Here is a 22,263-nt window from a genome sequence, read left to right on the forward strand (position 1 = left end):
TAGTCCGAAGGGCAGGTGAAGGCCGCAGGCGGTGGCCGCCGACCCCCACGAGGGGCGGCGGCCACCCGCGCCGGGCGGCCGACTGCAGTGCTCGTCTACCTCATACGGCGGCTGTTCAACGTCGCCGCCACGCTGCTGGTGGTCTCCGTGGTCACCTTCGGCATCTTCTTCGCGGTCCCGAAGCTGACCGGCAGCGATCCCGCGCTCATGTACGCCGGACGCGAGACCAACGAGACCGCCCTGGCGGGCATCCGCGTGAAGATGGGCTTCGACAAGCCGATCTCCGAGCAGTACCTGCTCTTCGTCAAGGGAATCTTCGCCGGCCGCGACTACGACGGCGGCACGGGCGTCACGCACTGCGCGGCTCCGTGCTTCGGCTACTCCTTCAAGACCGAGGCGCCCGTCTGGGACACCATGATGGACCGCATCCCGGTCACCCTCTCGCTCGCCCTCGGCGCGGCGGTCATCTGGGTGATCGCGGGCGTGGCCACCGGCGTCGTCTCGGCACTCAAACGCAGGACCGCCATCGACCGGACCGTGATGGTCGGCGCCCTCGCCGGCGTCTCCCTGCCGATCTTCTTCACCGGCATGGTCGCCCCCGCGATCTTCGTCTACAGCCTCGGCTGGCTGGACGTCTCCAACTACAAACCCCTGACCGAGGACCCACTGGCCTGGCTCAACAGCCTGATCCTGCCCTGGGTCACCCTCGCCTTCCTCTTCGCCGCGACCTACGCCCGCATCACCCGGGCGACCATGCTGGAGGTCCTGGGCGAGGACTACATCCGCACCGCCCGGGCCAAGGGCCTCAAGGAGGGCGTGGTCATCCGCAAGCACGCCCTGCGCTCCACCCTCACCCCGATCGTCACCATGTTCGGCCTGGACCTCGGCGGCCTGCTCGGCGGTGCGGTGCTCACCGAGACCACGTTCAACTTCCAGGGCCTGGGGACGGCGGCCGTCGCCGCCATCAGCCAGGGCGACCTGCCCGTGATCATGGGAGTCACCCTGCTCGCCGCGCTGTTCGTGGTGCTGGCCAACCTGATCGTGGACCTGCTGTACGCCGTCATCGACCCGCGCGTGAGGCTGACGTGACCGAGAACCAGAACAACGGCGCGCCCGCCTTCGTGCCCGAGCAGGCAGGCCCCGGCGACGGGGCGCCCTTCCTGTCCGTGCGCGACCTGAAGGTGCACTTCCCCACCGACGACGGCCTCGTGAAGTCCGTCGACGGCCTCTCCTTCGACCTCGAACGCGGCAAGACCCTCGGCATCGTGGGCGAGTCCGGCTCCGGCAAGTCCGTCACCTCGCTCGCCATCATGGGCCTGCACCGCACCGGGAACGCCCGCAGCCGCCCGCACATCTCGGGCGAGGTCGTCCTCGACGGCGAGGAACTCGTCGGCGCCGACGCCGACCACGTCCGCCGGCTGCGCGGCCGCAAGATGGCGATGGTCTTCCAGGACCCGCTCTCCGCCATGCACCCGTACTACTCGGTGGGCAAGCAGATCATCGAGGCCTACCGGACCCACCACGACGTCGACAAGAAGACGGCCCGCACCCGGGCCGTCGAGATGCTCGACCGCGTCGGCATCCCCGAGCCCCACCGGCGCGTGGACGCCTACCCCCACGAGTTCTCCGGCGGCATGCGCCAGCGCGCCATGATCGCCATGGCCCTGGTCAACAACCCCGAACTGCTCATCGCGGACGAGCCGACCACCGCCCTCGACGTCACCGTCCAGGCGCAGATCCTCGACCTGATCCGCGACCTGCAGAAGGAGTTCGGCTCCGCGGTCATCATGATCACGCACGACCTCGGCGTGGTCGCCGAGATGGCCGACGACCTCCTCGTGATGTACGGCGGCCGCTGCGTCGAGCGGGGCTCCGCCGAGAAGGTCTTCTACGAGCCCCGCCACCCCTACACCTGGGGCCTGCTCGGCTCCATGCCGCGCATCGACCGCGACCAGACCGACCGGCTCATCCCGGTCAAGGGCTCGCCGCCCAGCCTCATCAACATCCCGAGCGGCTGCGCCTTCAACCCCCGGTGCCCCTACGCCGACGTGCCCAAGGGCGGCATCACCCGCACCCAGCGCCCCGAGCTGACCGAGGACGGCAGCCGGCACTGGTCCGCCTGCCACATGTCGCAGGAGGAGCGGACCCGGATCTGGACCGAAGAGATTGCGCCGAAGCTGTGACCGATGCGACCGACATGAACAAGGACTCCGCCAAGGACTCCGCCAAGGACTCCGCGCAGGCCGCCGAGGCCGACGCGCTCCTGAAGGTGACCGGACTGGTCAAGCACTTCCCCCTCAACAAGGGGCTGCTGCGCCGGGAGAGCGGGGCGGTCAAGGCCGTCGACGGGATCGACTTCGAGGTCCGGCGCGGCGAGACCCTCGGCGTCGTCGGCGAGTCCGGCTGCGGCAAGTCGACGATGGGCCGCCTCATCACCCGCCTGCTGGAGCCGACCGGCGGCCGCATCGAGTTCGAGGGCCGGGACATCACCCACCTCGGCGTCTCCCAGATGCGCCCGCTGCGCCGCGACGTGCAGATGATCTTCCAGGACCCCTACGGCTCCCTGAACCCGCGCCACACGGTCGGCGCGATCGTCTCGGCCCCCTTCAACCTCCAGGGGGTCACTCCGGAAGGCGGGGTCAAGGCGGAGGTCCAGCGCCTCCTGTCCCTGGTCGGCCTGAACCCGGAGCACTACAACCGCTACCCGCACGAGTTCTCCGGCGGCCAGCGCCAGCGCATCGGCATCGCCCGCGCCCTGGCCCTCAAGCCGAAGCTCGTCGTCGCGGACGAGCCGGTCTCGGCACTGGACGTCTCGATCCAGGCCCAGGTGGTCAACCTGCTGGACGACCTCCAGCAGGAGCTCGGCCTCACGTACGTGATCATCGCGCACGACCTCTCGGTCATCCGGCACGTCTCGGACCGCATCGCGGTGATGTACCTCGGCAAGATCGTGGAGCTGGCCGACCGCAAGTCCCTGTACGAGTCCCCGATGCACCCGTACACGAACGCCCTGCTCTCCGCCGTCCCGGTCCCGGACCCCAGGCGCCGCGGGGTCAAGAGCGGCCGCATCCTCCTCAAGGGCGACGTCCCCTCCCCGATCTCCCCGCCGCCCGGCTGCCGTTTCCACACGCGCTGCTGGAAGGCCACGGAGGTCTGCAAGACCCAGGACCCGCCGCTGGTCGCCCTCAAGACGGGCCACCAGGTGGCCTGCCACCACCCGGAGAACGCCCCGGCGACGGCGGAATCCAGCCCCGCCGACGCCCCCAGCCCCGCCGGCGTCTGAGGCGGAAACGGTGAAAGGGCGGGTCGGGGACCGCTCCGCGCAGCGGCCCCCGACCCGACCCGCCCCACCCACCGGCGGAGCCCCTGGCAGGCGCGCCCCGCCCGCCGGGCGACAATGAGACGTGCTCCACGATCTCTTCCCGCCCGGCATCCAGCACGCTTTGGACCTCGCGGGCATCTTCGTCTTCGCCCTGGCCGGCGCCCTCCTCGCCGTCCGCAAGAACTTCGACGTCTTCGGCATCGCCGTGCTCGCCCTCGTCACCGCCCTCGGCGGCGGTCTCTTCCGCGACCTGTGCATCGGCGCCGTCCCGCCCGCCGCCTTCAGCGAGCTCAGCTTCTTCGTGACGCCGCTGCTCGCCGCCGCGCTGGTCTTCTTCCTCCACCCCGAGGTCCAGCGCATCAACCGGGCCATCAACGTCTGTGACGCAGCCGGCCTCGGCCTGTTCTGCGTGTCCGGCACCACCAAGGCCTACGAGTACGGCCTCGGCCTGACCTCCTCCGCCGCCCTGGGCGTGGCCACCGCCGTCGGCGGCGGCGTCCTGCGCGACGTCATCGCCAACGAGGTGCCCTCGCTGCTGCGCGACCGCGAGATGTACGCCGTCCCCGCCGTGGTCGGCGCCTCGATGGTGGCCCTCTTCATCAGCTTCGACGTGCTGAACCCCCTGACGAGCGCCCTGGCGACCGTCACCACCTTCGTCCTGCGCATCCTGGCGATGCAGTTCCACTGGCGGGCCCCGCTGGCCTGGAACCGCCGCTCCTCGGTGGCCGAAGAACCCTAGGTCCTCCACCCCCAAAACAAAAGCTACCGCTTAGTAGCTTCCGCGTGTACCGTCGTTTTCATGTCACATGCAGCGGCCAAGGCATCCATCGGCGACAGCGAATTCGACCGCGACACCACCATCACGCCCCGCGCGGGCGAGCCCGGGGTGTACGACGCGGAACTCTCCGCCGGCTGGACGATCATCACCGCCGTCAACGGCGGCTACCTGCTGGCCCTGGTCGGCCGGGCCCTGTCGGCGGCCCTGCCGCACCCGGACCCCTTCACGGTCTCGGCCCACTACCTGACCTCCTCCGTGCCCGGCCCCGCCGTGATCCGCACCGAGGTCGTCAGGGTCGGCCGCACCCTCTCCACCGGCCAGGCCTCCCTCTTCCAGTACGACGAGAACGGCGCCGAGGTCGAGCGCATCCGCGTCCTCGCCTCGTACGGCGACCTCGCGACGCTCCCCGACAGCGTCCACACCGTGGCCCGGCCGCCCGTCATGCCCGCCTACGAGGACTGCCTCGGCGCCGAGGCCGGGCCGGCCCCGATCCCGGGCAGCAGCGCCATCGTGGACCGGCTCCGGCTGAGGCTGGACCCGGCGACGGCGGGCTGGGCCGTCGGGGCGCCCTCGGGCAAGGGCGAGATGCGGGCCTGGTTCGAGCTGGCCGACGGCCGCGACGCGGACCCCCTGTCCCTGCTCCTCGCGGTGGACGCCCTTCCCCCGACCGCCTTCGACCTCGGCCTCCTGGGCTGGGCCCCGACAGTCGAACTCACCACCCACATCCGCCACCGCCCCGCCCCCGGACCCCTGCGCATCGGCATCGTCACCCGCAACCTCGCGGGAGGCTTCCTGGAGGAGGACGCGGAGGTCTGGGACGCGGAGGACCGCCTGGTGGCCCAGTCCCGCCAGCTGGCCCGCGCACCGCGGTAGGGGCCCGCGCGCCCGCCCCGCCCCGCCCCGTGGCCGGACCAACCCGACCCGGGCGGGGCCCGGCGGGCCGGGCGGCTCGTAGAATCAAAAAACCATGGCCTACCTCGACCACGCCGCGACCACACCGATGCTCCCGGAAGCCGCCGCGGCGATGACCGCGCAGTTCGCCGCCACCGGTAACGCCTCCTCCCTGCACGCCGCAGGCCGCCGCGCCCGCCGCACCGTCGAGGAGGCCCGCGAAGCCCTCGCCGAAGCGCTCGGCGGCCGCCCCAGCGAGGTGGTCTTCACCGCCGGCGGCACCGAGGCCGACAACCTCGCCGTCAAGGGGCTCTACTGGGCCCGCCACGACGCCGACCCGGCCCGCACCCGTGTCCTCGCCAGCCCCGTCGAGCACCACGCCGTCCTCGACGCCGTCCACTGGCTCGCCGAGCACGAAGGGGCCGACGTCGAATACCTGCCCGTCGACTCCTACGGCCGCGTCCGCCCCGAGGCCTTCCGCGAGGCCGTCGAGCGCGGCCCCGACGACATCGCCCTGGCCACCGTGATGTGGGCCAACAACGAGATCGGCACCGTCATGCCGGTCCGCGAGCTGGCCGCCATCGCCCGGGAGCACGGCGTCCCGCTGCACTCGGACGCCGTCCAGGCCGTCGGACAGCTCGACGTCCGCTTCGGCGACAGCGGCCTCGCCGCGATGACCGTCAGCGGCCACAAGATCGGCGGCCCCTACGGCATCGGCGCGCTGCTCCTCGGCCGCGACCAGAGCCCGGTCCCCGTCCTGCACGGCGGCGGCCAGGAGCGGCACGTCCGCTCCGGGACCCTCGACGTGCCCGCCATCGCCGCCTTCGCGGTGGCCGCCGTACTCGCCGCCGAGCGGCGCGAGCGGTTCGCCGCCGAGATCGGCGCGCTCCGCGACGAGCTGGTCCGCGCCGTCCTGGCGGCCGTCCCCGACGCCGTCCTCGGCGGCGACCCCGAGGACCGGCTCCCGGCCAACGCCCATTTCAGCTTCCCCGGCTGCGAGGGGGACTCCCTGCTGCTGCTCCTGGACGCGCAGGGCATCGAGTGCTCGACCGGCTCCGCCTGCACCGCGGGCGTCGCCCAGCCCAGCCACGTCCTGCTCGCCACCGGCACCGACCCCCAGCTGGCCCGCGGCACCCTCCGCTTCTCGCTGGGGCACACCTCCACCAAGGAGGACGTGGCCGCCGTCGCGGCGGCCATCGGCCCGGCGGTGGCCCGCGCCCGCACGGCCGGCCTGAGCTAGTGCTGTGGCCGGAAAGGTTTGCCGGTTCGCGGTGTCCGGTGCGGTGCATCGCAAGGCGGAGGGCCGCGGCTCGTACTGGACGTACTTGCGCGGTCCGACAACGCAGCGAGGTGCCGTGCCGGGCGCCGTGAGGCGGTGAACCTTTCCGGTCACAGCACTAGGTGTATTGCCCTGGGAGGTTGTGGACGGGTGACGCAGGTCTCGGCTGAGGGATCTTGAACGGGTGAGGGCCTTCCGGGTTCGGTGTGGATTGCGACGTCTACACCGACCAGCAGAAGGCCCTCATGCCCCACCGTAATGCACCCCTGACCGAGACCGGACGCCTTCGCCTGGCCCGCTGCGTGGTCGAGGACGGCTGGCCGCTGCGCCGGGCGGCCGAGCGATTCCAGGTCTCGCCCACCACCGCCCAGCGGTGGGCGGCCCGCTACCGGGCCGGGGGTGAGGCCGGAATGACCGACCGGTCCTCGCGCCCGCACACCAGCCCGCGCCGGACCCCGACCCGCATCGAGCGGCGGATCATCAAGGTCCGCCTCGCCCGCCGGTGGGGGCCCGCCCGCATCGCCCACCTGCTCAACCTGGTGCCCTCGACGGTGCACCGGATCCTGACCCGGTTCGGCCTGGCCCGTCTCACGCACCTGGACCGCGCCACCGGCGCCGTCATACGCCGCTACGAACGCGACCGTCCGGGCGAGCTGGTCCACGTGGACATCAAGAAGCTCGGCAACATCCCCGACGGCGGCGGCCACAAGACCCTCGGCCGCCAGGCCGGCCGCAAGAACCGCTCCAGCGCCGGCTACAGCTACATCCACACCGCCGTCGACGACCACTCCCGCCTCGCCTACAGCGAGATCCACGCCGACGAGAAGAAGGAGACCGCCACCGCCTTCTGGGCCCGGGCCCAGGCCTACTTCGCCGGCGTGGGCATCACCGTCGAACGGGTCCTGACCGACAACGGCGCCTGCTACCGCTCCCGCGACTGGCGCGACGCCCTGACAGCGGCCGGGATCGCCCACAAGCGAACCCGGCCCTACCGGCCCCAGACCAACGGCAAGGTCGAACGCCTCAACCGGACCCTGCTCGAGGAGTGGGCCTACGCCCGCCCCTACCAGTCAGAGCAGGAACGACGCGACGCCTTCCCTGGCTGGCTCCACACCTACAATCACCACCGCGGACACACCGCACTCGCAGGCAAACCACCCGCCAGCCGCGTCCCCAACCTCACAGGGCAGTACAACTAGGCCGGGCCGGGCAGGGCCGGCCCCAGGTCGGCCATCCCGGCCCGGCCGCCGTAGGCCCTAGCCGGACTTGGGGGGACCGGTCCGGGCCAGTTCCTCCCGGACCATGCGCAGGTAGCGGTCCCAGTCCCAGTGCGGTCCCGGGTCGGTGTGGTCGGCGCCCGGGACCTCCGAGTGCCCCAGGAGGTGCTTGCGGTCCACCGGTATGCCGTACCTCCGGCAGACGTCCGCCGCCAGCCGCGCCGACGCCGCGTACAGCGCGTCCGTGAAGTCCTGCGGGCGGTCGATGAAGCCCTCGTGCTCGATGCCGATGCTGCGCTCGTTCATGGACCGGTTCCCGGCATGGAAGGCGACGTCCAGCTCGCGGACCATCTGCTCCACATGCCCGTCCTGGCGGACTATGTAGTGCGCCGACGCCTTGTGGAACGGATTCTGGAAAGCGCCCACCGACGAGGCGAAGTCCCCCTGCGTGACATGCACGACGATCCGGTCCACCCGGTAGTCGTCGGGCCGGTCCGCCAGCCTCCAGTTCGCCGGCGAGGCCGCCGTCCAGCCCACCCCCGGGAAGTCCACCGCCCCCTCGACGCGCGGCTTGCTCACCCCCGGCAGCAGCCACCAGGCCCGCCTGATCTCGTCCTGCGCCGCCAGGGCCCCCACCGCGAGCGCCCCGAGCCCGCCGAACAGCACCGCCCGCCGGGTCCGGCCCCCGCCCTTCCCCTTCTCGGCCATGTGATCCACCCCCCACCGCCGATAACGCGCTGTGACCCCGCGCGGTTCCCCGTACCCTGGAAGGCGCTATGACTGAGAACCTGCCGCGCACAGCCCGCCCCCTCCGCGTCCTCGCCGCCATGTCCGGCGGCGTGGACTCCGCCGTCGCCGCCGCGCGCGCGGTCGAGGCCGGGCACGACGTCACGGGCGTCCACCTGGCGCTCTCCGCGAACCCGCAGTCCTTCCGGACCGGCGCCCGCGGCTGCTGCACCATCGAGGACTCGCGCGACGCCCGCCGCGCCGCCGACGTCATCGGCATCCCCTTCTACTGCTGGGACCTCGCCGAGCGCTTCCGCGAGGACGTCGTCGAGGACTTCGTCGCCGAGTACGAGGCCGGGCGCACCCCGAACCCGTGCCTGCGCTGCAACGAGAAGATCAAGTTCGCGGCCCTCCTCGACAAGGCCCTCGCCCTCGGCTTCGACGCCGTGTGCACCGGCCACTACGCGACCATCGTGGAGAAGGAGGACGGCACGCGCGAGATGCACCGTGCCTCCGACCTTGCCAAGGACCAGTCCTACGTCCTCGGCGTCCTCGACGAGAAGCAGCTGGCCCACGCCCTCTTCCCGCTCGGCGACACCGTCACCACCAAGGACGAGATCCGTGCCGAGGCCGAGCGCCGCGGCCTGGCCGTGGCGAAGAAGCCCGACAGCCACGACATCTGCTTCATCGCCGACGGAGACACCCAGGGCTTCCTCGCCAAGCGCCTCGGCAAGGCCGAGGGGGACATCGTCGACGAGGCGACCGGCCAGAAGGTCGGCACCCACGACGGGGCCTACGGCTTCACCATCGGCCAGCGCAAGGGCCTGCGCATCGGCCACCCGGCCCCCGACGGCAAGCCCCGCTACGTCCTCGACATCTCCCCGGTGAACAACACCGTCACCGTCGGCCCCGCCGAGGCCCTCGACGTCACCGCGCTCACCGCGATCCGCCCCCGCTGGTGCGGCGCCACCGAGGCCGCCGCGGGCACCTACACCGCCCAGCTGCGCGCCCACGGCGGCGAGACCGAGGTCTTCGCCGAGGTCGTGGACGGCGAGCTGCGCGTCCGCTTCACCGAGCCGGTCCGCGGCGTGGCCCCCGGCCAGGCGATCGTGCTCTACGACGGCACCCGCGTGGTCGGCTCCGCCACCATCGCCACCACCACCCGGGCCACGACCGCAGCCTCCGCCTCCGCCTGAGGCTCGGGTCAGACCACCGTCAGGACGATCTTGCCGGTGGTCCGGCCCCGCTCGCCGAGCTCGTGGGCGCGGGCGGCCTCCTCCAGCGGGAGGACCGTGTCGATGACGGGCCGCAGCTTCCCCTCCTCGACCAGTGCGGCGATCTGGACCAGGCCCCGGTAGTCGGGCTCCACCAGCGTCCAGCCGGTGTGGACGCCCTGCGCGTCCGCAGGGACGTCGTCGGGCGAGGGCAGGGTGACCAGGTGCCCGCCGGGCTTGAGGACCTTCAGCGAGCGGTGCCCGTAGTCCCCGCCGATCGAGTCGATCACCACGTCCACGTCCGACACCGCCTCGGTGAAGTCCGTGGTCCGGTAGTCGATCAGCTCGTCGGCGCCCAGCTCGCGCAGCAGCCCGTGCTTGCCCGCGCTCGCGGTGCCGATCACGTACGCCCCGCGCGCCTTGGCGATCTGCACGGCCAGGTGCCCGACCCCGCCGGCCGCGGCGTGCACCAGCACCCGCTGTCCGGCCCCGACGCGGGCGGTGTCCACCAGCGCCTGCCAGGCCGTCAGCGCCGCGAGCGGCAGGGCGGCCGCGCCGACGTGGTTGATGCCCTTCGGCTTCCAGACGAACTGCCGGGCCGGGGCGGTCACGTACTCGGCGTACGCGCCCGCCTGGTGGGGGAAGCGGGGCATGCCGAAGACCTCGTCGCCCGGGCGGAAGAGGGTGACCCCGCCGCCCACCGCCTCGACGGTCCCGGACACGTCCCAGCCCACCGCCGGGACGGGGCCCCAGGTGATGAGCCCGCCGCTCTCGCGGGTCTTCCAGTCCACCGGGTTGACCCCGGCCGCGTGGACCCGCACCAGGATCTCGCCCGGCTGGGGTTCCGGCCGGTCGGTCTCGGTCGCGGTGAGCACCTCGGGTCCGCCCCACCGGCTGACGACGACGGCACGCATGGATGTCTCCTCTGGTCGTACTGCGGCCCCGTACTGCTGGTACCGGGCCGTCGTGCATGGTTTCGCATGGTTTCGCCCGGGTTCTCCGGGCGACGACACCAGACTGGCTGGCGGAGGAGGCGTATGGTGGTGGCCAGACAGCCACTATGCGACAGGATCTGGCCATGGAGAGCAGCACGCCCGCACGGCACCGGATCGCGGTCCTCGCCCTGGAGGGCGTCCCGCCCTTCGAGCTCGGCATCCCCTCACGGGTCTTCGGCAACGCCTTCGACAACGCCGGGCAGCCGCTCTACGAGATCACCGTCTGCACCGCCGACGGGCAGCCCGTCGCCAGCGACGCGGGCTTCACCGTGGGCGTCGCGGCCGGCCCGGAAGCCCTCGCCGCCGCCGACACCGTGATCATCCCGCCCACCCACGCCATGGACGAGCTCGCGCACGGCGCCCCGCTCCCGCAGGCCCTGGTGGACGCCCTCGCCGCCATCCGGCCCGGCACCCGCCTGGTGTCCATCTGCACGGGCTCCTACGTCCTCGCCGCCGCCGGACTCCTCGACGGCCGCCCCGCCACCACCCACTGGCTGCACGCACCCGAGTTCCAGCGGGCCTTCCCGCGCGTCCGGCTGGACGACGAAGTGCTCTTCGTAGACGACGGCGACGTCCTCACCTCCGCCGGAGTGGCCGCGGGCGTGGACCTCTGCCTCTACCTGGTCCGCCAGGACCACGGCACCGCCGTCGCCAACCGCGCCGCCCGGCTGTGCGTCGTACCGCCCTGGCGCGACGGCGGGCAGGCCCAGTACATCGACCGCCCCGTCCCCGCCCCCACGGTCGCCACCACCACCGCCACCCGCGCCTGGGCCCTGGAACGGCTCGCCGAGCCGGTCACCCTCGCCGAGCTCGCCGCCCACGCCCGGATGAGCCTGCGCACCTTCACCCGGCGCTTCCGCGACGAGGTCGGCATGACCCCCGTCCAGTGGCTCACCGGCCAGCGCCTGGAGGTCGCCCGCCAGCTGCTGGAGTCCAGCGACCTGCCCGTCGACCTGGTCGCGCACCGGGCGGGCTTCGGCACCGCCAACTCCCTGCGCCAGCACATGCGCACGGCCCTCGGCGTCTCTCCTGTCGCCTACCGCAGGACCTTCCGGCCCGCCGCCCCGGCCGGCCGGCCCGGATGACCCGCCATGACCCCGGGGGTAATCGACCGGCCCGCCCCGCCCTGCCAGGATGAGATCAACAAGCCGTCCGGACAAGGGAATCGGGAGCCAGACATGACTGCCTACGCCATCGGCCACATACGTCCCGAGACGATGAACGAGGAGATCCTCCGCTACATCGAGACCATCCAGGCCACGATGGACCCCTTCGAGGGCCGCTTCCTCGTCCACGGCAACCCGGTCGAGGTCCTGGAGGGCTCCTTCCCCGGCGACCTCGTGATCATCGCCTTCCCGGACATCGAGCGCGCCCGCGCCTGGTACGCGTCCCCCGCCTACCAGGAGATCCTGCCCTTGCGCACCCGCCACATCAGCGCCGACATCCTCCTGGTCGAGGGCGTCCCGGCGGGCTACGACGCCACGAAGACGGCCGCGGCCCTCCGCGAGTCCGCCGGGCTCTGACGCCGCCCGCGCCGGCCGGCCCCGGGTGGCGGGGCCGGCGGCGGGCGCGGGGTGCGAGCATGGCCGTATGCCTACTCACCTGATCACCGGCGCCGGCTCCGGCATCGGCGCCGCAGTCGCCGCCCGCCTGCACGCCCGCGGCGACGACCTCGTCCTGCTCGCCCGTGACGCCGGCCGCGCCCGGCAGCTCGTCGAGCGCTACCCCGGCGCGCGGACCCTCGTCGGCGACCTCGCGGACCCCGACCGGCTGTCGTGGGCCTTCTCCAAGCAGCCGATGCCCGAGCGGATCGACTCCCTCCTGCACATCGCCGGGATCGTCGACCTCGGCCCCGTCGGCGAGCTGCGCCCCAAGACCTGGCACCAGCAGCTCAACGTCAACCTGATCGCCCCCGCCGAGGTCACCCGCCTGCTGCTGCCCACCCTGCGGGCCTCCAAGGCGACCGTCGTCTTCGTCAACTCCGGCGCCGGCCTGACCGCCCACGCCGACTGGAGCGCCTACGCGGCCTCCAAGCACGGCCTCAAGGCCCTCGCCGACTCCCTGCGCGGCGAGGAGAAGGCCAACGGCATCCGCGTCACCTCCGTCTACCCCGGCCGCACCGCCAGCCCCATGCAGGCCAAGGTCCACTCGCAGGAGGGCAAGGAGTACGACCCCGCCGACTGGATCGACCCCGAGTCGGTGGCCACCACCATCGTCATGGCCGTCGACCTGCCGCGCGACGCCGAGGTCAACGACCTGAGCGTCAGGCCCGGCCGATGACCGGGGGTGCCACCGGCGTCGGATCCCTGCCGGGCGGCGACGCCCGCGAGGCCGCCAAGACCGCCACGGGCTCCTTCGAGGACTTCCCGTACCTGCCCGAACTCCCCGCCCGCGGACCCGGCGCCGACATGATCGGCCGCTCCCTCGGGCTGCTCGTCGACCTCTACGCCCACGTCGAGCCCAGCGGCTGGCGGATCAGCGACCGCCCCGGCCGCGACACCCGGCGGGCCCGCTCCTGGCTCGGCGAAGACCTCGACGCGCTGGAGGAGTTCACCCAGGGCTACACCGGCAGGCTCAAGGTCCAGGCCGTCGGCCCGTGGACCCTGGCCGCCGCCCTCGAACTGCACGGCGGTGAGGCCGTCCTCCAGGACGCCGGAGCCTGCCGCGACCTGGCCGCCTCCCTCGCCGAGGGCCTGCGCGGCCACCTCGCCGATGTCCGCAAGCGCGTCCCCGGCGCCGAGATCGTGCTCCAGTACGACGAGCCCTCGCTCACCGCCGTGCTGAGCGGCCGGGTGCGCTCCGCCAGCGGCTACCGCACCTACCGGGCGGTGGACCGGCAGGTCGTCGAGAGCACCCTGCGCGACCTCTTCTCCGTCCACGACGGCGAGGTCGTCGTGCACTCCTGCGCGCCCGGCGTGCCCTTCGCCCTGCTGCGCCGGGCCGGCGCAGCGGCCGTCTCGTTCGATTTCTCCCTGCTCACCGAGCGCGAGGACGACGCCATCGGCGAGGCCGTCGAGGGCGGCATGAAACTCTTCGCCGGAGTGGTGCCGGGCACCGACGGCCCGTTGTCGGACCCGGGCGGTAGCGTCATGGGTGTCAGGAAGCTTTGGCGCAGGCTGGGGCTGGCCCCGGGGACTCTCGCCGAGTCCGTCACGGTCACCCCGTCGTGCGGCCTGGCGGGCGCCTCGCCCGCGTACGCCCGCGCGGCGCAGGCCCACTGCGTCAGGGCGGCGAGGTCACTCGCCGACAACCCTGAGTGACGGTCGAGGACGGGCCACGGGAGGACACGGCATGGCAGCCGAACAGCAGGACACGGCAGTACCGACGGCGGCGCGCGAGCAGCACCAGCTGCTCGCGGAGCAGGTCGAGGAGCACCGCTTCCGGTACTACGTGAACGACCAGCCGGTCGTCAGCGACGCCGAGTTCGACCAGCTGCTGCGCTCACTGGAGGCCCTGGAGGAGCAGTACCCCGAGCTGCGCACGCCCGACTCGCCCACCCAGAAGGTCGCCGGGGCGTACGAGACGGACTTCGCCTCGGTCGAGCACCGCGAGCGGATGCTCTCCCTCGACAACGCCTTCGACGACGAGGAGCTGTCCGCCTGGGCCGAGCGGGTCGCCAGGGACGTGAACACCCCGGACTACCACTACCTGTGCGAGCTCAAGGTGGACGGCCTCGCGGTCAACCTCACCTACGAGAACGGCCGCCTGACCCGCGCCGCCACCCGTGGCGACGGCCGCACGGGCGAGGACATCACGCCCAACGTCCGCACCATCGCCGAGATCCCGGACCGCCTCAAGGGGGACCGGATCCCGGCGCTCGTGGAGATCCGCGGCGAGGTGTACTTCCCGATGGAGAAGTTCGAGGAGCTCAACGCCCGCCTGGTGGAGGCCGAGGGCAAGCCCTTCGCCAACCCGCGCAACGCCGCGGCCGGGTCGCTGCGCCAGAAGGACCCCAAGGTCACCGCGACCCGTCCGCTCCACATGGTCGTGCACGGCATCGGCGCCCGCGAGGGCTTCGAGATCGAGCGCCAGTCGCAGGCGTACGAGCTGCTGCGCGAGTGGGGCCTGCCCACCGCCCGGCACAACGAGGTGGTGTCCTCCCTGGAGGAGGTGCGCGCGTTCATCGCCCGCTTCGGCGAGAACCGGCACTCCGTGGAGCACGAGATCGACGGGGTGGTCGTCAAGCTGGACGAGATCGCCCTCCAGGGCCGCCTCGGCTCCACGGCCCGCGCCCCGCGCTGGGCGATCGCCTGGAAGTACGCCCCGGAAGAGGTCAACACCAAGCTGATCGACATCAAGGTCGGCGTCGGCCGCACCGGGCGCGTCACCCCGTACGCGCAGGTCGAGCCCGTGACGGTGGCCGGCTCCGAGGTCGAGTTCGCGACGCTGCACAACCAGGAGGTCGTCAAGGCCAAGGGAGTCCTCATCGGGGACACCGTCGTGCTGCGCAAGGCGGGCGACGTCATCCCCGAGATCCTGGGCCCGGTGGTGGACCTGCGCGACGGCAGCGAGCGGGAGTTCGTGATGCCGGCCGAGTGCCCCGAGTGCGGGACGCCCCTGCGCCCGATGAAGGAGGGCGACATCGACGTCCGCTGCCCCAACGGGCAGAGCTGCCCCGCCCAGTTGCGCGAACGGCTGTTCTACCTGGCCGGGCGGCAGTCCCTGGACATCGAGAACTTCGGCATGGTGGCCGCCGCCGCCCTCACCGGGCCGCTGGAGCCGGCGCAGCCGCCGCTGCGCGACGAGGGCGACCTCTTCGACCTCACCATCGAGCAGCTGCTGCCCATCAAGGCGTACGTCCTCGACCAGGACAGCGGGCTGCCCAAGCGGGACCCGAAGACGGGCGAGGAGAAGATCGTCACGGTCTTCGCCAACCAGAAGGGCGAGCCGAAGAAGAACGCCCTGGCCATGCTGGAGAACATCGCCGCCGCCAAGCAGCGCCCGCTGGCCCGGATCATCAACGGCCTCTCCATCCGGCACGTCGGCCCGGTCGCCGCGGAGGCCCTGGCCCGCGAGTTCCGGTCGATCGACCGCATCGAACAGGCCACCGAGGAGGAGCTGACCGCGACCGAGGGCGTCGGCGCGATCATCGCCGCCTCCCTGAAGGAATGGTTCGCCGTCGACTGGCACCAGGAGATCCTCCGCAAGTGGCGGGCGGCCGGCGTGCGCATGGAGGAGGAAGGTTCCGGCGAGGAGGAGGGCCCGCGCCCGCTGGAGGGCCTGACCGTCGTCGTCACGGGCACCCTCCAGAGCCACACCCGTGACGGCGCCAAGGAGGCCCTGCAGAGCCGGGGCGCCAAGGTGACCGGCTCGGTGTCGAAGAAGACCTCCTTCGTCGTGGCCGGCGACAACCCCGGCTCGAAGTACGACAAGGCCGTCCAGCTGAAGCTCCCCATCCTCGACGACGCCGGTTTCGCCGTCCTGCTCGAACAGGGGCCCGACGCGGCCCGCGAGGCGGCGCTCCCGCTGGACGGCGCGGCCCAAGGGGAGTAAACACCGCGAACGGATGCGCGGCGGGCGGCCGTACGGGCGGGCGCACGCCCGGCGCGGCGCCCGGTGGTAAACGGCCGGTACACGGCTGGTCGAAGGCCGGTGAGCTGTCGGATCATCGGAGGGGTGACGGGGGGGTCCTGGTCCAAACTCACCCGTTCGGCGGATACCGTACTGATGAGGATGGCTGGGTCGCATTCGGGCAACCACCGCCGACTGCTGCCCCTGGGAGCCTCTCCCGTCCTACTGTTGTGGGGTGCGCCTGTCGTGCGCGGCTGCCTGAGGTGCCTTCCAGCCGTGAGGGCATGACATCGGGGCCATCGCGCGACATCGGCATCGCCGGCTGTGAGAGGGACGGGCATGAAACCCACCGAAAGCGCCGACCCGTCACCTGAATTCGGCGGGGAACACCCGTCCTTGCGGGCGGCCCGGCTCGGTGTCCTGGGTGCCAGGACACCGCAGACCCGTCCCCTGGACAGCGGAGCGGGGCAGCAGCGGCGCACCGTGCTGCCCGCGGCCGTCGTGGGCGTCGCCGCCGTGGTGCTCGCGGGCGGGATCGCCGCCGCGCTGACCGCCCGTCAGGCGCTGTTCCCGGGCGGCCCGGTCGGCTGGGCGCTGGCCCTGCTCACCGGCATCATCGTCGGCCACCTCGTCGCCCTCGGCCGGGACCGCTGGTGGGGCGGTACGGGCTCGGGCGCCGCCCTCACCCTCGGCGTGCTCATCCTCTACGGCTGGGTCCCCGCCGGACTGGTCTCGCTGGCGGTGGTCTCCCTCGTCGGGGCCGCGCGCCGGCACCGCTGGCGGCAAGGGCTGCTGCACGGCTGCGTCGACATCCTCGGCATCGGCGCCGGCGCCCTCGTCCTGGCGGCCTTCGGGGACGCGCCCAGCGTGGAGTCGCCGTGGCTGCCCACCACCTGGGACCTGGCCGCCGAGCCCGAGGTGGCCCTGGTGGCCGTCGCCTACCTCCTCGTCACCCGGGTCCTGCTGTGGTTCGCGCTCACCCCGCCCGGCGGCGGTCTGCCCACGGTGGCCCGCACCGCCCTCCTGCGCCAGGCCCTGGTGGCGGCCGCCCTGCTCGGCATCGCCCCGCTGATCTGCGTGGTCGCCAGCACCCAGCCCGTGCTGCTGCCGCTGTTCGCCGTACCGCTCATCGCCCTCGACTCCACGCTGTGGATCGCCCGGGCCCGCGCCGAGGAGCAGCTGCGCGACCCGCTGACCGGGCTGCCGAACCGGCAGTGGCTGCTGGAGCGGACCTGGACCGCGCTGGACGAGGCTGAACGTTTGGGCACCCGGTCAGCTCTTGTGCTGATCGACCTGGACCGCTTCCGCGCCGTCAACGACACCCTCGGCCACCTCGCCGGCGACCGGCTCCTCCTCCAGATCGCCGCCCGCCTGCGCCAGGCCCTCCCGCAGGATGCGGAGGCGGCCCGACTCGGCGGCGACGAGTTCGCGGTCCTCCTGCCCACCACCGACTCCACCACCAGCGCCCAGCGGGTCGCCCGCCACCTGGTCGCCGAGCTCAGCTCCCCGCTGGACCTGGACGGGCTGACCCTCGTCCTGGAGGCCAGCGCGGGCCTCGCCGTCTTCCCCGAGCACGCCCTGGACGCGGAAGGCCTGCTGCGCCGGGCCGACGTCGCCATGTACCAGGCCAAGCGGGACCGCACGGGCGTGGAGGTCTACGAGTCCAAACGCGACAGCAACACGCCCGACCGCCTCGGGCTCCTGGGCGACCTGCGCCGCGCCCTGGACGCGGGCGAGGTGGAACTCCACTACCAGCCCAAGGTCCGCTTCGACGGCCAGGTGGCCGGCCTCGAAGCCCTGGTCCGCTGGGTCCACCCGGAACGCGGCCGGGTCCCTCCCGACGAGTTCATCGCCATCGCCGAGACCTCCGGCCTGATGCCGCACCTGACCGAGTACGTCCTGGAGACCGCCCTGGCCCAGGTCGCCCGCTGGCGCGCCCAGGGCCTGAAGGTCCCGGTCGCGGTCAACGTCTCCCCGCGCGACGTCCACACCCCCGGCTTCGCGGGCGCCGTGGCGGCCCGCCTGGCCCGCCACGGGGTGCCGGCGAGCGGCCTCCAGCTGGAGATAACGGAACACGTCCTGCTGGAGGACCCGCAGCGCGCGGCCGACACCATGGCGGGCCTCACGGGCCACGGCGTCAAGATGTCGCTGGACGACTTCGGCACGGGCTACTCCTCCCTCGTCCACCTGCGCCGCCTCCCGGTGAGCGAGCTGAAGATCGACCGCTCGTTCGTGGCCCGGCTGGCGGTCGACGCCCAGGACGCGGAGATCGTCCGCTGCACGGTCGACCTGGCCCACTCCCTGGGCCTCCTGGTCGTCGCGGAGGGCGTCGAGGACGACGAGACGTGGGAACGCCTGCGGGACCTGGGCTGCGACGCGGTCCAGGGCTGGCTGGTGGCCGCCGCGATGCCGCCCCAGGAGGCCACGGCCTGGCTCCTGGCCCGGGGCGAACGCGGCTGGCGCCGCCCGGCGGACATCACGGCGGAACTCGCCGCCGCAGCCGACACCCCGGCCCCGTGACGTCGCCGCTGCGCGGGGCTGTCTATAGCCTCGCCGGCGTTTGAGGCGCGAGGTCTGGGGCGGAGCCCCAGGAAACGGAGAAAGGGCGGGGCGGGGAGACGGCTCCGCGCAGCGGCACGCCCCCCGTGCCCCGGCCCACCGGCAAACCGTTTACCAGGTCCAGGGCCGGGCCCCATAGGATTGGGTCCGAAACCACACACTCACCACCCCCAGAGGATCGCTGCATGCCTGGCATCACGCGCGAGGAGGTCGCCCACCTCGCTCGGCTGGCACGTCTGGAGCTGAAGAGCGAAGAGCTCGACCACTTCGCCGGACAGCTCGACGACATCATCGGCGCGGTCGCCCGCGTTTCCGAGGTCGCCGACCAAGACGTCCCGCCGACCTCCCACCCGCTCCCGCTGACGAACGTCATGCGCGCGGACGAGGTCCGTCCCTCGCTCACCCCCGAGCAGGCGCTTTCCGGCGCTCCCGCCCAGGAGCAGCAGCGTTTCAAGGTGCCGCAGATCCTGGGGGAGGACTAATCACCATGGCTGACACCCACATCATCAAGCTGACGGCCGCCGAGACCGCCGAGAAGATCGCCTCCGGCGAGCTGACGGCCGTCGAGGTCACCGAGGCCCACCTCGCCCGTATCGACGCGACCGACGAGAAGGTCCACGCCTTCCTCCACGTCGACCGCGAGGGCGCCCTCGCGCAGGCCCGTGCCGTGGACGCCAAGCGCGCCGCGGGCGAGAAGCTCGGCCCGCTGGCCGGCGTCCCGCTCGCCCTCAAGGACATCTTCACCACGGTCGGCGTCCCGACCACCGTCGGTTCGAAGATCCTCGAAGGCTGGATCCCGCCCTACGACGCCACCCTGACGCGCAAGCTCAAGGAAGCCGACGTCGTCATCCTCGGCAAGACCAACATGGACGAGTTCGCCATGGGGTCCTCCACCGAGAACAGCGCGTACGGCCCGACCGGCAACCCGTGGGACCTCACCAAGATCCCCGGCGGCTCCGGCGGCGGCTCCGCGGCCGCCCTGGCCGCCTTCCAGGCCCCGCTCGCCATCGGCACGGACACCGGCGGCTCCATCCGCCAGCCCGCCGCCGTCACCGGCACCGTCGGCGTGAAGCCCACCTACGGCGGCGTCTCCCGCTACGGCATGGTGGCCTTCTCCTCCTCCCTGGACCAGGGCGGCCCGTGCGCCCGTACGGTCCTGGACGCGGCCCTCCTCCACGAGGTCATCGCCGGCCACGACCCGCTCGACTCCACCTCCATCGACGCCCCGGTCCCGCCGGTCGTCGAGGCCGCCCGCAACGGCTCCGTCGTCGGCATGCGCGTCGGCGTGGTCAAGCAGTTCCGCGGCGAGGGCTACCAGGCCGGCGTCGTGCAGCGCTTCGACGAGTCGGTCGAGCTCCTCAAGGAGCTCGGCGCCGAGATCGTCGAGCTGGACTGCCCGTCCTTCGACCTCGCCATGGCCGCGTACTACCTGATCGCGCCGTCCGAGTGCTCCTCCAACCTGGCCCGCTTCGACGCCATGCGCTACGGCCTGCGCGTCGGCGACGACGGCACGAGGTCCGCCGAGGACGTCACCGCCCTGACCCGCGAAGCCGGCTTCGGCGACGAGGTCAAGCGCCGCATCATCCTCGGCACGTACGCGCTCAGCTCCGGCTACTACGACGCGTACTACGGCTCCGCCCAGAAGGTCCGCACGCTCATCTCGAAGGACTTCGAGAAGTCCTTCGAGCAGGTCGACGTGATCGTCTCCCCGACGACCCCGACCACCGCCTTCGCCATCGGTGAGCGCACCGACGACCCGCTGGCGATGTACCTCGCGGACCTGTGCACCATCCCGACCAACCTGGCCGGCAACTCCGCCATGTCGCTGCCCTGCGGCCTGGCACCGGAGGACGGCCTGCCGGTGGGTCTGCAGATCATCGCCCCGGCGATGAAGGACGACCGTCTCTACAAGGTCGGCGCGGCCGTCGAGGCCGCCTTCGTCGAGCGCTGGGGCCACCCGCTGCTTGAGGAGGCTCCGTCGCTGTGAGTTCCAGTGCACTGTCCAAGGCCAAGGGCTTCAAGAAGTCGAAGGCCGGGACCTACCTGTCGATGGGCACCACCGCCTTCGGTGCCTTCAGCGTGATCAAGCAGGCCCGCAAGGCCCGCACCGAGCACGACACGCTGCAGCTCGTCGACGCCGTCGTGTCCGCCGCCGCCATCGTCACCGGCCTCGCGATCCTGTACCGCGAGCTGAAGCGCCTGGGCGACGACGACGTCCTGCTGGGCTGAGAGGGAAAGTTTCACCGTGACCACCTTCACCGAACTGCTGTCGTACGAGGACGCCCTCGCGTCGTACGACCCCGTCATGGGCCTTGAGGTCCATGTCGAGCTCGGCACCAAGACCAAGATGTTCTGCGGCTGCTCCACCGAGCTGGGCGCCGAGCCCAACTCGCAGACCTGCCCCACCTGCCTCGGTCTCCCCGGCTCGCTCCCGGTCGTCAACGCGATCGGCGTCGAGTCCGCCGTCAAGATCGGTCTCGCGCTGAACTGCGAGATCGCCGAGTGGTGCCGCTTCGCCCGGAAGAACTACTTCTATCCGGACATGCCGAAGAACTTCCAGACCTCCCAGTACGACGAGCCGATCGCCTTCAACGGCTACCTGGACGTCCAGCTGGAGGACGGCGAGGTCTTCCGCGTGGAGATCGAGCGCGCCCACATGGAGGAGGACACCGGCAAGTCGCTGCACGTCGGCGGCGCCACCGGCCGTATCCACGGCGCGTCCCACTCCCTGCTGGACTACAACCGCGCCGGCATCCCCCTCATCGAGATCGTCACCAAGCCGATCGAGGGCGCCGGCGAGCGGGCCCCCGAGGTCGCCAAGGCGTACGTGGCGGAGCTCCGCGAGGTCATCAAGGCGCTCGGCGTCTCCGAGGCCCGCATGGACAAGGGCCAGATGCGCTGCGACGTCAACCTGTCGCTGCGCCCGAACGGGACGAAGGAATTCGGCACCCGTTCGGAGACGAAGAACGTCAACTCGCTGCGCTCCGTCGAGCGCGCGGCCCGCTTCGAGATCCAGCGCCACGCGGCGGTGCTCTCGTCGGGCGGCTCCATCGTGCAGGAGACCCGGCACTTCCACGAGGAGGACGGCTCCACCACGGCCGGCCGCATCAAGGACAACGCCGAGGACTACCGGTACTTCCCGGAGCCCGACCTGGTCCCCGTCGCCCCGGCCCGCGCCTGGGTCGAGGAGCTGCGCGCCGCCCTCCCGGAGATGCCGCGCGTGCGCCGCAACCGCCTCCGCGAGGAGTGGGGCGTGAGCGAGCACGACATGCAGTCCATCCTCAACGCGGGCGCGGTGGACTCCATCGTCGCCACGATCGAGGAGGGCGCCGACTCGGCCGCCGCCCGCAAGTGGTGGATGGGCGAGCTGGCCCGCAACGCCAACGAGCAGGGCGTCTCGGTCGACGAGCTGCCGATCACCCCGGCCCAGGTGGCCCGTGTCGCGGCCCTGGTCGCGGCCGGCGACCTGAACGACAAGCTGGCCCGCCAGGTCATCGAGGGCGTCCTCGCCGGCGAGGGCACCCCGGACGAGGTCGTCGAGAAGCGCGGCCTGAAGGTCGTCTCGGACGAGGGCGCGCTGGGCGCGGCCGTGGACGAGGCCATCGCGGGCAACGCGGCCATCGCCGACAAGATCCGCGGCGGCAAGATCGCCGCCGTCGGCGCCCTGGTCGGCGCGGTCATGAAGACCACCCGCGGCCAGGCCGACGCGGCCCGAGTCAAGGAGCTCATCCTGGAGAAGCTCGGCGTCTCCGAGTAGTTCAGGACGGCTGT

General features: G+C 72.3%; 20 protein-coding genes. 18 read left to right on the top strand and 2 right to left on the bottom strand.

The window, feature by feature from the left end:
* Positions 1–87: 87 nt before the first annotated feature.
* The 7 genes from BX286_RS25660 to BX286_RS25690 all read left to right on the top strand — a co-directional run bounded on the left by BX286_RS25660 (position 88) and on the right by BX286_RS25690 (position 7,469).
* The gene (locus BX286_RS25660) at positions 88–1,089 is read left to right on the top strand and encodes an ABC transporter permease (RefSeq protein WP_100862825.1); all 1,002 of its coding nucleotides are present in this window, start codon (positions 88–90) and stop codon (positions 1,087–1,089) included.
* 32 nt (positions 1,090–1,121) lie between these two features.
* Positions 1,122–2,183 (top strand): ABC transporter ATP-binding protein, encoded by a 1,062-nt coding sequence (locus BX286_RS25665; RefSeq protein ID WP_162501101.1) that lies wholly within the window; start codon positions 1,122–1,124, stop codon positions 2,181–2,183.
* Between the two features lie 14 nt (positions 2,184–2,197).
* Positions 2,198–3,283 (top strand): ABC transporter ATP-binding protein, encoded by a 1,086-nt coding sequence (locus tag BX286_RS25670; protein ID WP_079431964.1) that lies wholly within the window; start codon positions 2,198–2,200, stop codon positions 3,281–3,283.
* A 121-nt stretch (positions 3,284–3,404) separates the two neighbouring features.
* On the top strand, positions 3,405–4,061 hold the full coding sequence (locus BX286_RS25675) for a trimeric intracellular cation channel family protein (RefSeq protein ID WP_079429893.1): 657 nt from the start codon (positions 3,405–3,407) through the stop codon (positions 4,059–4,061).
* Between the two features lie 60 nt (positions 4,062–4,121).
* Positions 4,122–4,973, top strand: a complete 852-nt coding sequence (locus BX286_RS25680) for a thioesterase family protein (protein WP_079429894.1) — start codon at positions 4,122–4,124, stop codon at positions 4,971–4,973.
* A 94-nt stretch (positions 4,974–5,067) separates the two neighbouring features.
* On the top strand, positions 5,068–6,231 hold the full coding sequence (locus BX286_RS25685) for a cysteine desulfurase family protein (protein ID WP_079429895.1): 1,164 nt from the start codon (positions 5,068–5,070) through the stop codon (positions 6,229–6,231).
* A 284-nt stretch (positions 6,232–6,515) separates the two neighbouring features.
* Entirely contained in the window at positions 6,516–7,469 is a 954-nt protein-coding gene (locus BX286_RS25690) for an IS481 family transposase (RefSeq protein ID WP_100864803.1), read from the top strand.
* A gap of 57 nt (positions 7,470–7,526) precedes the next feature.
* On the opposite strand, the gene BX286_RS25695 is transcribed toward BX286_RS25690, so the two are convergent.
* Complete coding sequence (locus BX286_RS25695) at positions 7,527–8,195, bottom strand: N-acetylmuramoyl-L-alanine amidase (protein WP_100862824.1); 669 nt, start codon at positions 8,193–8,195, stop codon at positions 7,527–7,529.
* A gap of 68 nt (positions 8,196–8,263) precedes the next feature.
* On the opposite strand from BX286_RS25695, the gene mnmA reads away from it, so the two are divergent.
* Entirely contained in the window at positions 8,264–9,409 is a 1,146-nt protein-coding gene (gene mnmA, locus BX286_RS25700; RefSeq protein ID WP_079429896.1) for a tRNA 2-thiouridine(34) synthase MnmA, read from the top strand.
* Between the two features lie 8 nt (positions 9,410–9,417).
* Here the strand turns inward: mnmA and BX286_RS25705 are convergent, their stop codons facing one another.
* Entirely contained in the window at positions 9,418–10,341 is a 924-nt protein-coding gene (locus BX286_RS25705) for an NADP-dependent oxidoreductase (RefSeq protein ID WP_079429897.1), read from the bottom strand.
* A gap of 164 nt (positions 10,342–10,505) precedes the next feature.
* Here BX286_RS25705 and BX286_RS25710 point away from each other — a divergent pair, with 164 nt between their 5' ends.
* From BX286_RS25710 to gatB, 10 genes are all read left to right on the top strand, one after another.
* Complete coding sequence (locus BX286_RS25710; protein ID WP_237293117.1) at positions 10,506–11,507, top strand: GlxA family transcriptional regulator; 1,002 nt, start codon at positions 10,506–10,508, stop codon at positions 11,505–11,507.
* 93 nt (positions 11,508–11,600) lie between these two features.
* Positions 11,601–11,945: a DUF1330 domain-containing protein gene (locus BX286_RS25715; protein WP_079429899.1), complete on the top strand. Its 345-nt coding sequence runs from the start codon at positions 11,601–11,603 to the stop codon at positions 11,943–11,945.
* 67 nt (positions 11,946–12,012) lie between these two features.
* Positions 12,013–12,702 carry an SDR family oxidoreductase gene (locus tag BX286_RS25720; RefSeq protein ID WP_079429900.1) on the top strand — a complete coding sequence of 230 codons (690 nt, stop codon included), beginning with the start codon at positions 12,013–12,015 and terminating at the stop codon, positions 12,700–12,702.
* Entirely contained in the window at positions 12,699–13,682 is a 984-nt protein-coding gene (locus tag BX286_RS25725; RefSeq protein ID WP_079429901.1) for a methionine synthase, read from the top strand. Before BX286_RS25720 ends, BX286_RS25725 begins: the two co-directional genes overlap by 4 nt.
* Positions 13,683–13,713: 31 nt before the next feature.
* Positions 13,714–15,915 carry an NAD-dependent DNA ligase LigA gene (gene ligA, locus BX286_RS25730; protein WP_079429902.1) on the top strand — a complete coding sequence of 734 codons (2,202 nt, stop codon included), beginning with the start codon at positions 13,714–13,716 and terminating at the stop codon, positions 15,913–15,915.
* A 357-nt stretch (positions 15,916–16,272) separates the two neighbouring features.
* A complete protein-coding gene (locus BX286_RS25735; protein WP_261993512.1) occupies positions 16,273–18,453 on the top strand; it encodes a bifunctional diguanylate cyclase/phosphodiesterase in 2,181 nt (726 codons plus the stop codon).
* A gap of 224 nt (positions 18,454–18,677) precedes the next feature.
* On the top strand, positions 18,678–18,974 hold the full coding sequence (gatC, locus tag BX286_RS25740; protein WP_007266718.1) for an Asp-tRNA(Asn)/Glu-tRNA(Gln) amidotransferase subunit GatC: 297 nt from the start codon (positions 18,678–18,680) through the stop codon (positions 18,972–18,974).
* Positions 18,975–18,979: 5 nt separating this feature from the next.
* Complete coding sequence (gene gatA, locus BX286_RS25745; protein ID WP_121016426.1) at positions 18,980–20,479, top strand: Asp-tRNA(Asn)/Glu-tRNA(Gln) amidotransferase subunit GatA; 1,500 nt, start codon at positions 18,980–18,982, stop codon at positions 20,477–20,479.
* A gap of 62 nt (positions 20,480–20,541) precedes the next feature.
* The gene (locus BX286_RS25750; protein WP_237293363.1) at positions 20,542–20,721 is read left to right on the top strand and encodes a hypothetical protein; all 180 of its coding nucleotides are present in this window, start codon (positions 20,542–20,544) and stop codon (positions 20,719–20,721) included.
* Positions 20,722–20,737: 16 nt separating this feature from the next.
* Positions 20,738–22,249, top strand: coding sequence for an Asp-tRNA(Asn)/Glu-tRNA(Gln) amidotransferase subunit GatB (gene gatB, locus BX286_RS25755; RefSeq protein ID WP_079429905.1), 1,512 nt, complete (start codon positions 20,738–20,740; stop codon positions 22,247–22,249).
* Positions 22,250–22,263: the final 14 nt, after the last annotated feature.

The organism is Streptomyces sp. 3211.6, from assembly GCF_003634815.1.
In the GTDB taxonomy this organism is placed as follows: domain Bacteria; phylum Actinomycetota; class Actinomycetes; order Streptomycetales; family Streptomycetaceae; genus Streptomyces; species Streptomyces katrae_A.

Coding starts and splice junctions, on each gene's coding strand:
- BX286_RS25720 (WP_079429900.1), top strand. CDS start 12,013: ATGCCTACTCACCTGATCACCGGCGCCGGCTCCGGCATCGGCGCCGCA.
- BX286_RS25685 (WP_079429895.1), top strand. CDS start 5,068: ATGGCCTACCTCGACCACGCCGCGACCACACCGATGCTCCCGGAAGCC.
- BX286_RS25705 (WP_079429897.1), bottom strand. CDS start 10,341: ATGCGTGCCGTCGTCGTCAGCCGGTGGGGCGGACCCGAGGTGCTCACC.
- gatA (WP_121016426.1), top strand. CDS start 18,980: ATGGCTGACACCCACATCATCAAGCTGACGGCCGCCGAGACCGCCGAG.
- BX286_RS25690 (WP_100864803.1), top strand. CDS start 6,516: ATGCCCCACCGTAATGCACCCCTGACCGAGACCGGACGCCTTCGCCTG.
- BX286_RS25750 (WP_237293363.1), top strand. CDS start 20,542: ATGGGCACCACCGCCTTCGGTGCCTTCAGCGTGATCAAGCAGGCCCGC.
- BX286_RS25735 (WP_261993512.1), top strand. CDS start 16,273: ATGAAACCCACCGAAAGCGCCGACCCGTCACCTGAATTCGGCGGGGAA.
- BX286_RS25725 (WP_079429901.1), top strand. CDS start 12,699: ATGACCGGGGGTGCCACCGGCGTCGGATCCCTGCCGGGCGGCGACGCC.
- ligA (WP_079429902.1), top strand. CDS start 13,714: ATGGCAGCCGAACAGCAGGACACGGCAGTACCGACGGCGGCGCGCGAG.
- BX286_RS25715 (WP_079429899.1), top strand. CDS start 11,601: ATGACTGCCTACGCCATCGGCCACATACGTCCCGAGACGATGAACGAG.
- mnmA (WP_079429896.1), top strand. CDS start 8,264: ATGACTGAGAACCTGCCGCGCACAGCCCGCCCCCTCCGCGTCCTCGCC.
- BX286_RS25710 (WP_237293117.1), top strand. CDS start 10,506: ATGGAGAGCAGCACGCCCGCACGGCACCGGATCGCGGTCCTCGCCCTG.
- BX286_RS25680 (WP_079429894.1), top strand. CDS start 4,122: ATGTCACATGCAGCGGCCAAGGCATCCATCGGCGACAGCGAATTCGAC.
- gatC (WP_007266718.1), top strand. CDS start 18,678: ATGCCTGGCATCACGCGCGAGGAGGTCGCCCACCTCGCTCGGCTGGCA.
- BX286_RS25695 (WP_100862824.1), bottom strand. CDS start 8,195: ATGGCCGAGAAGGGGAAGGGCGGGGGCCGGACCCGGCGGGCGGTGCTG.
- BX286_RS25670 (WP_079431964.1), top strand. CDS start 2,198: ATGAACAAGGACTCCGCCAAGGACTCCGCCAAGGACTCCGCGCAGGCC.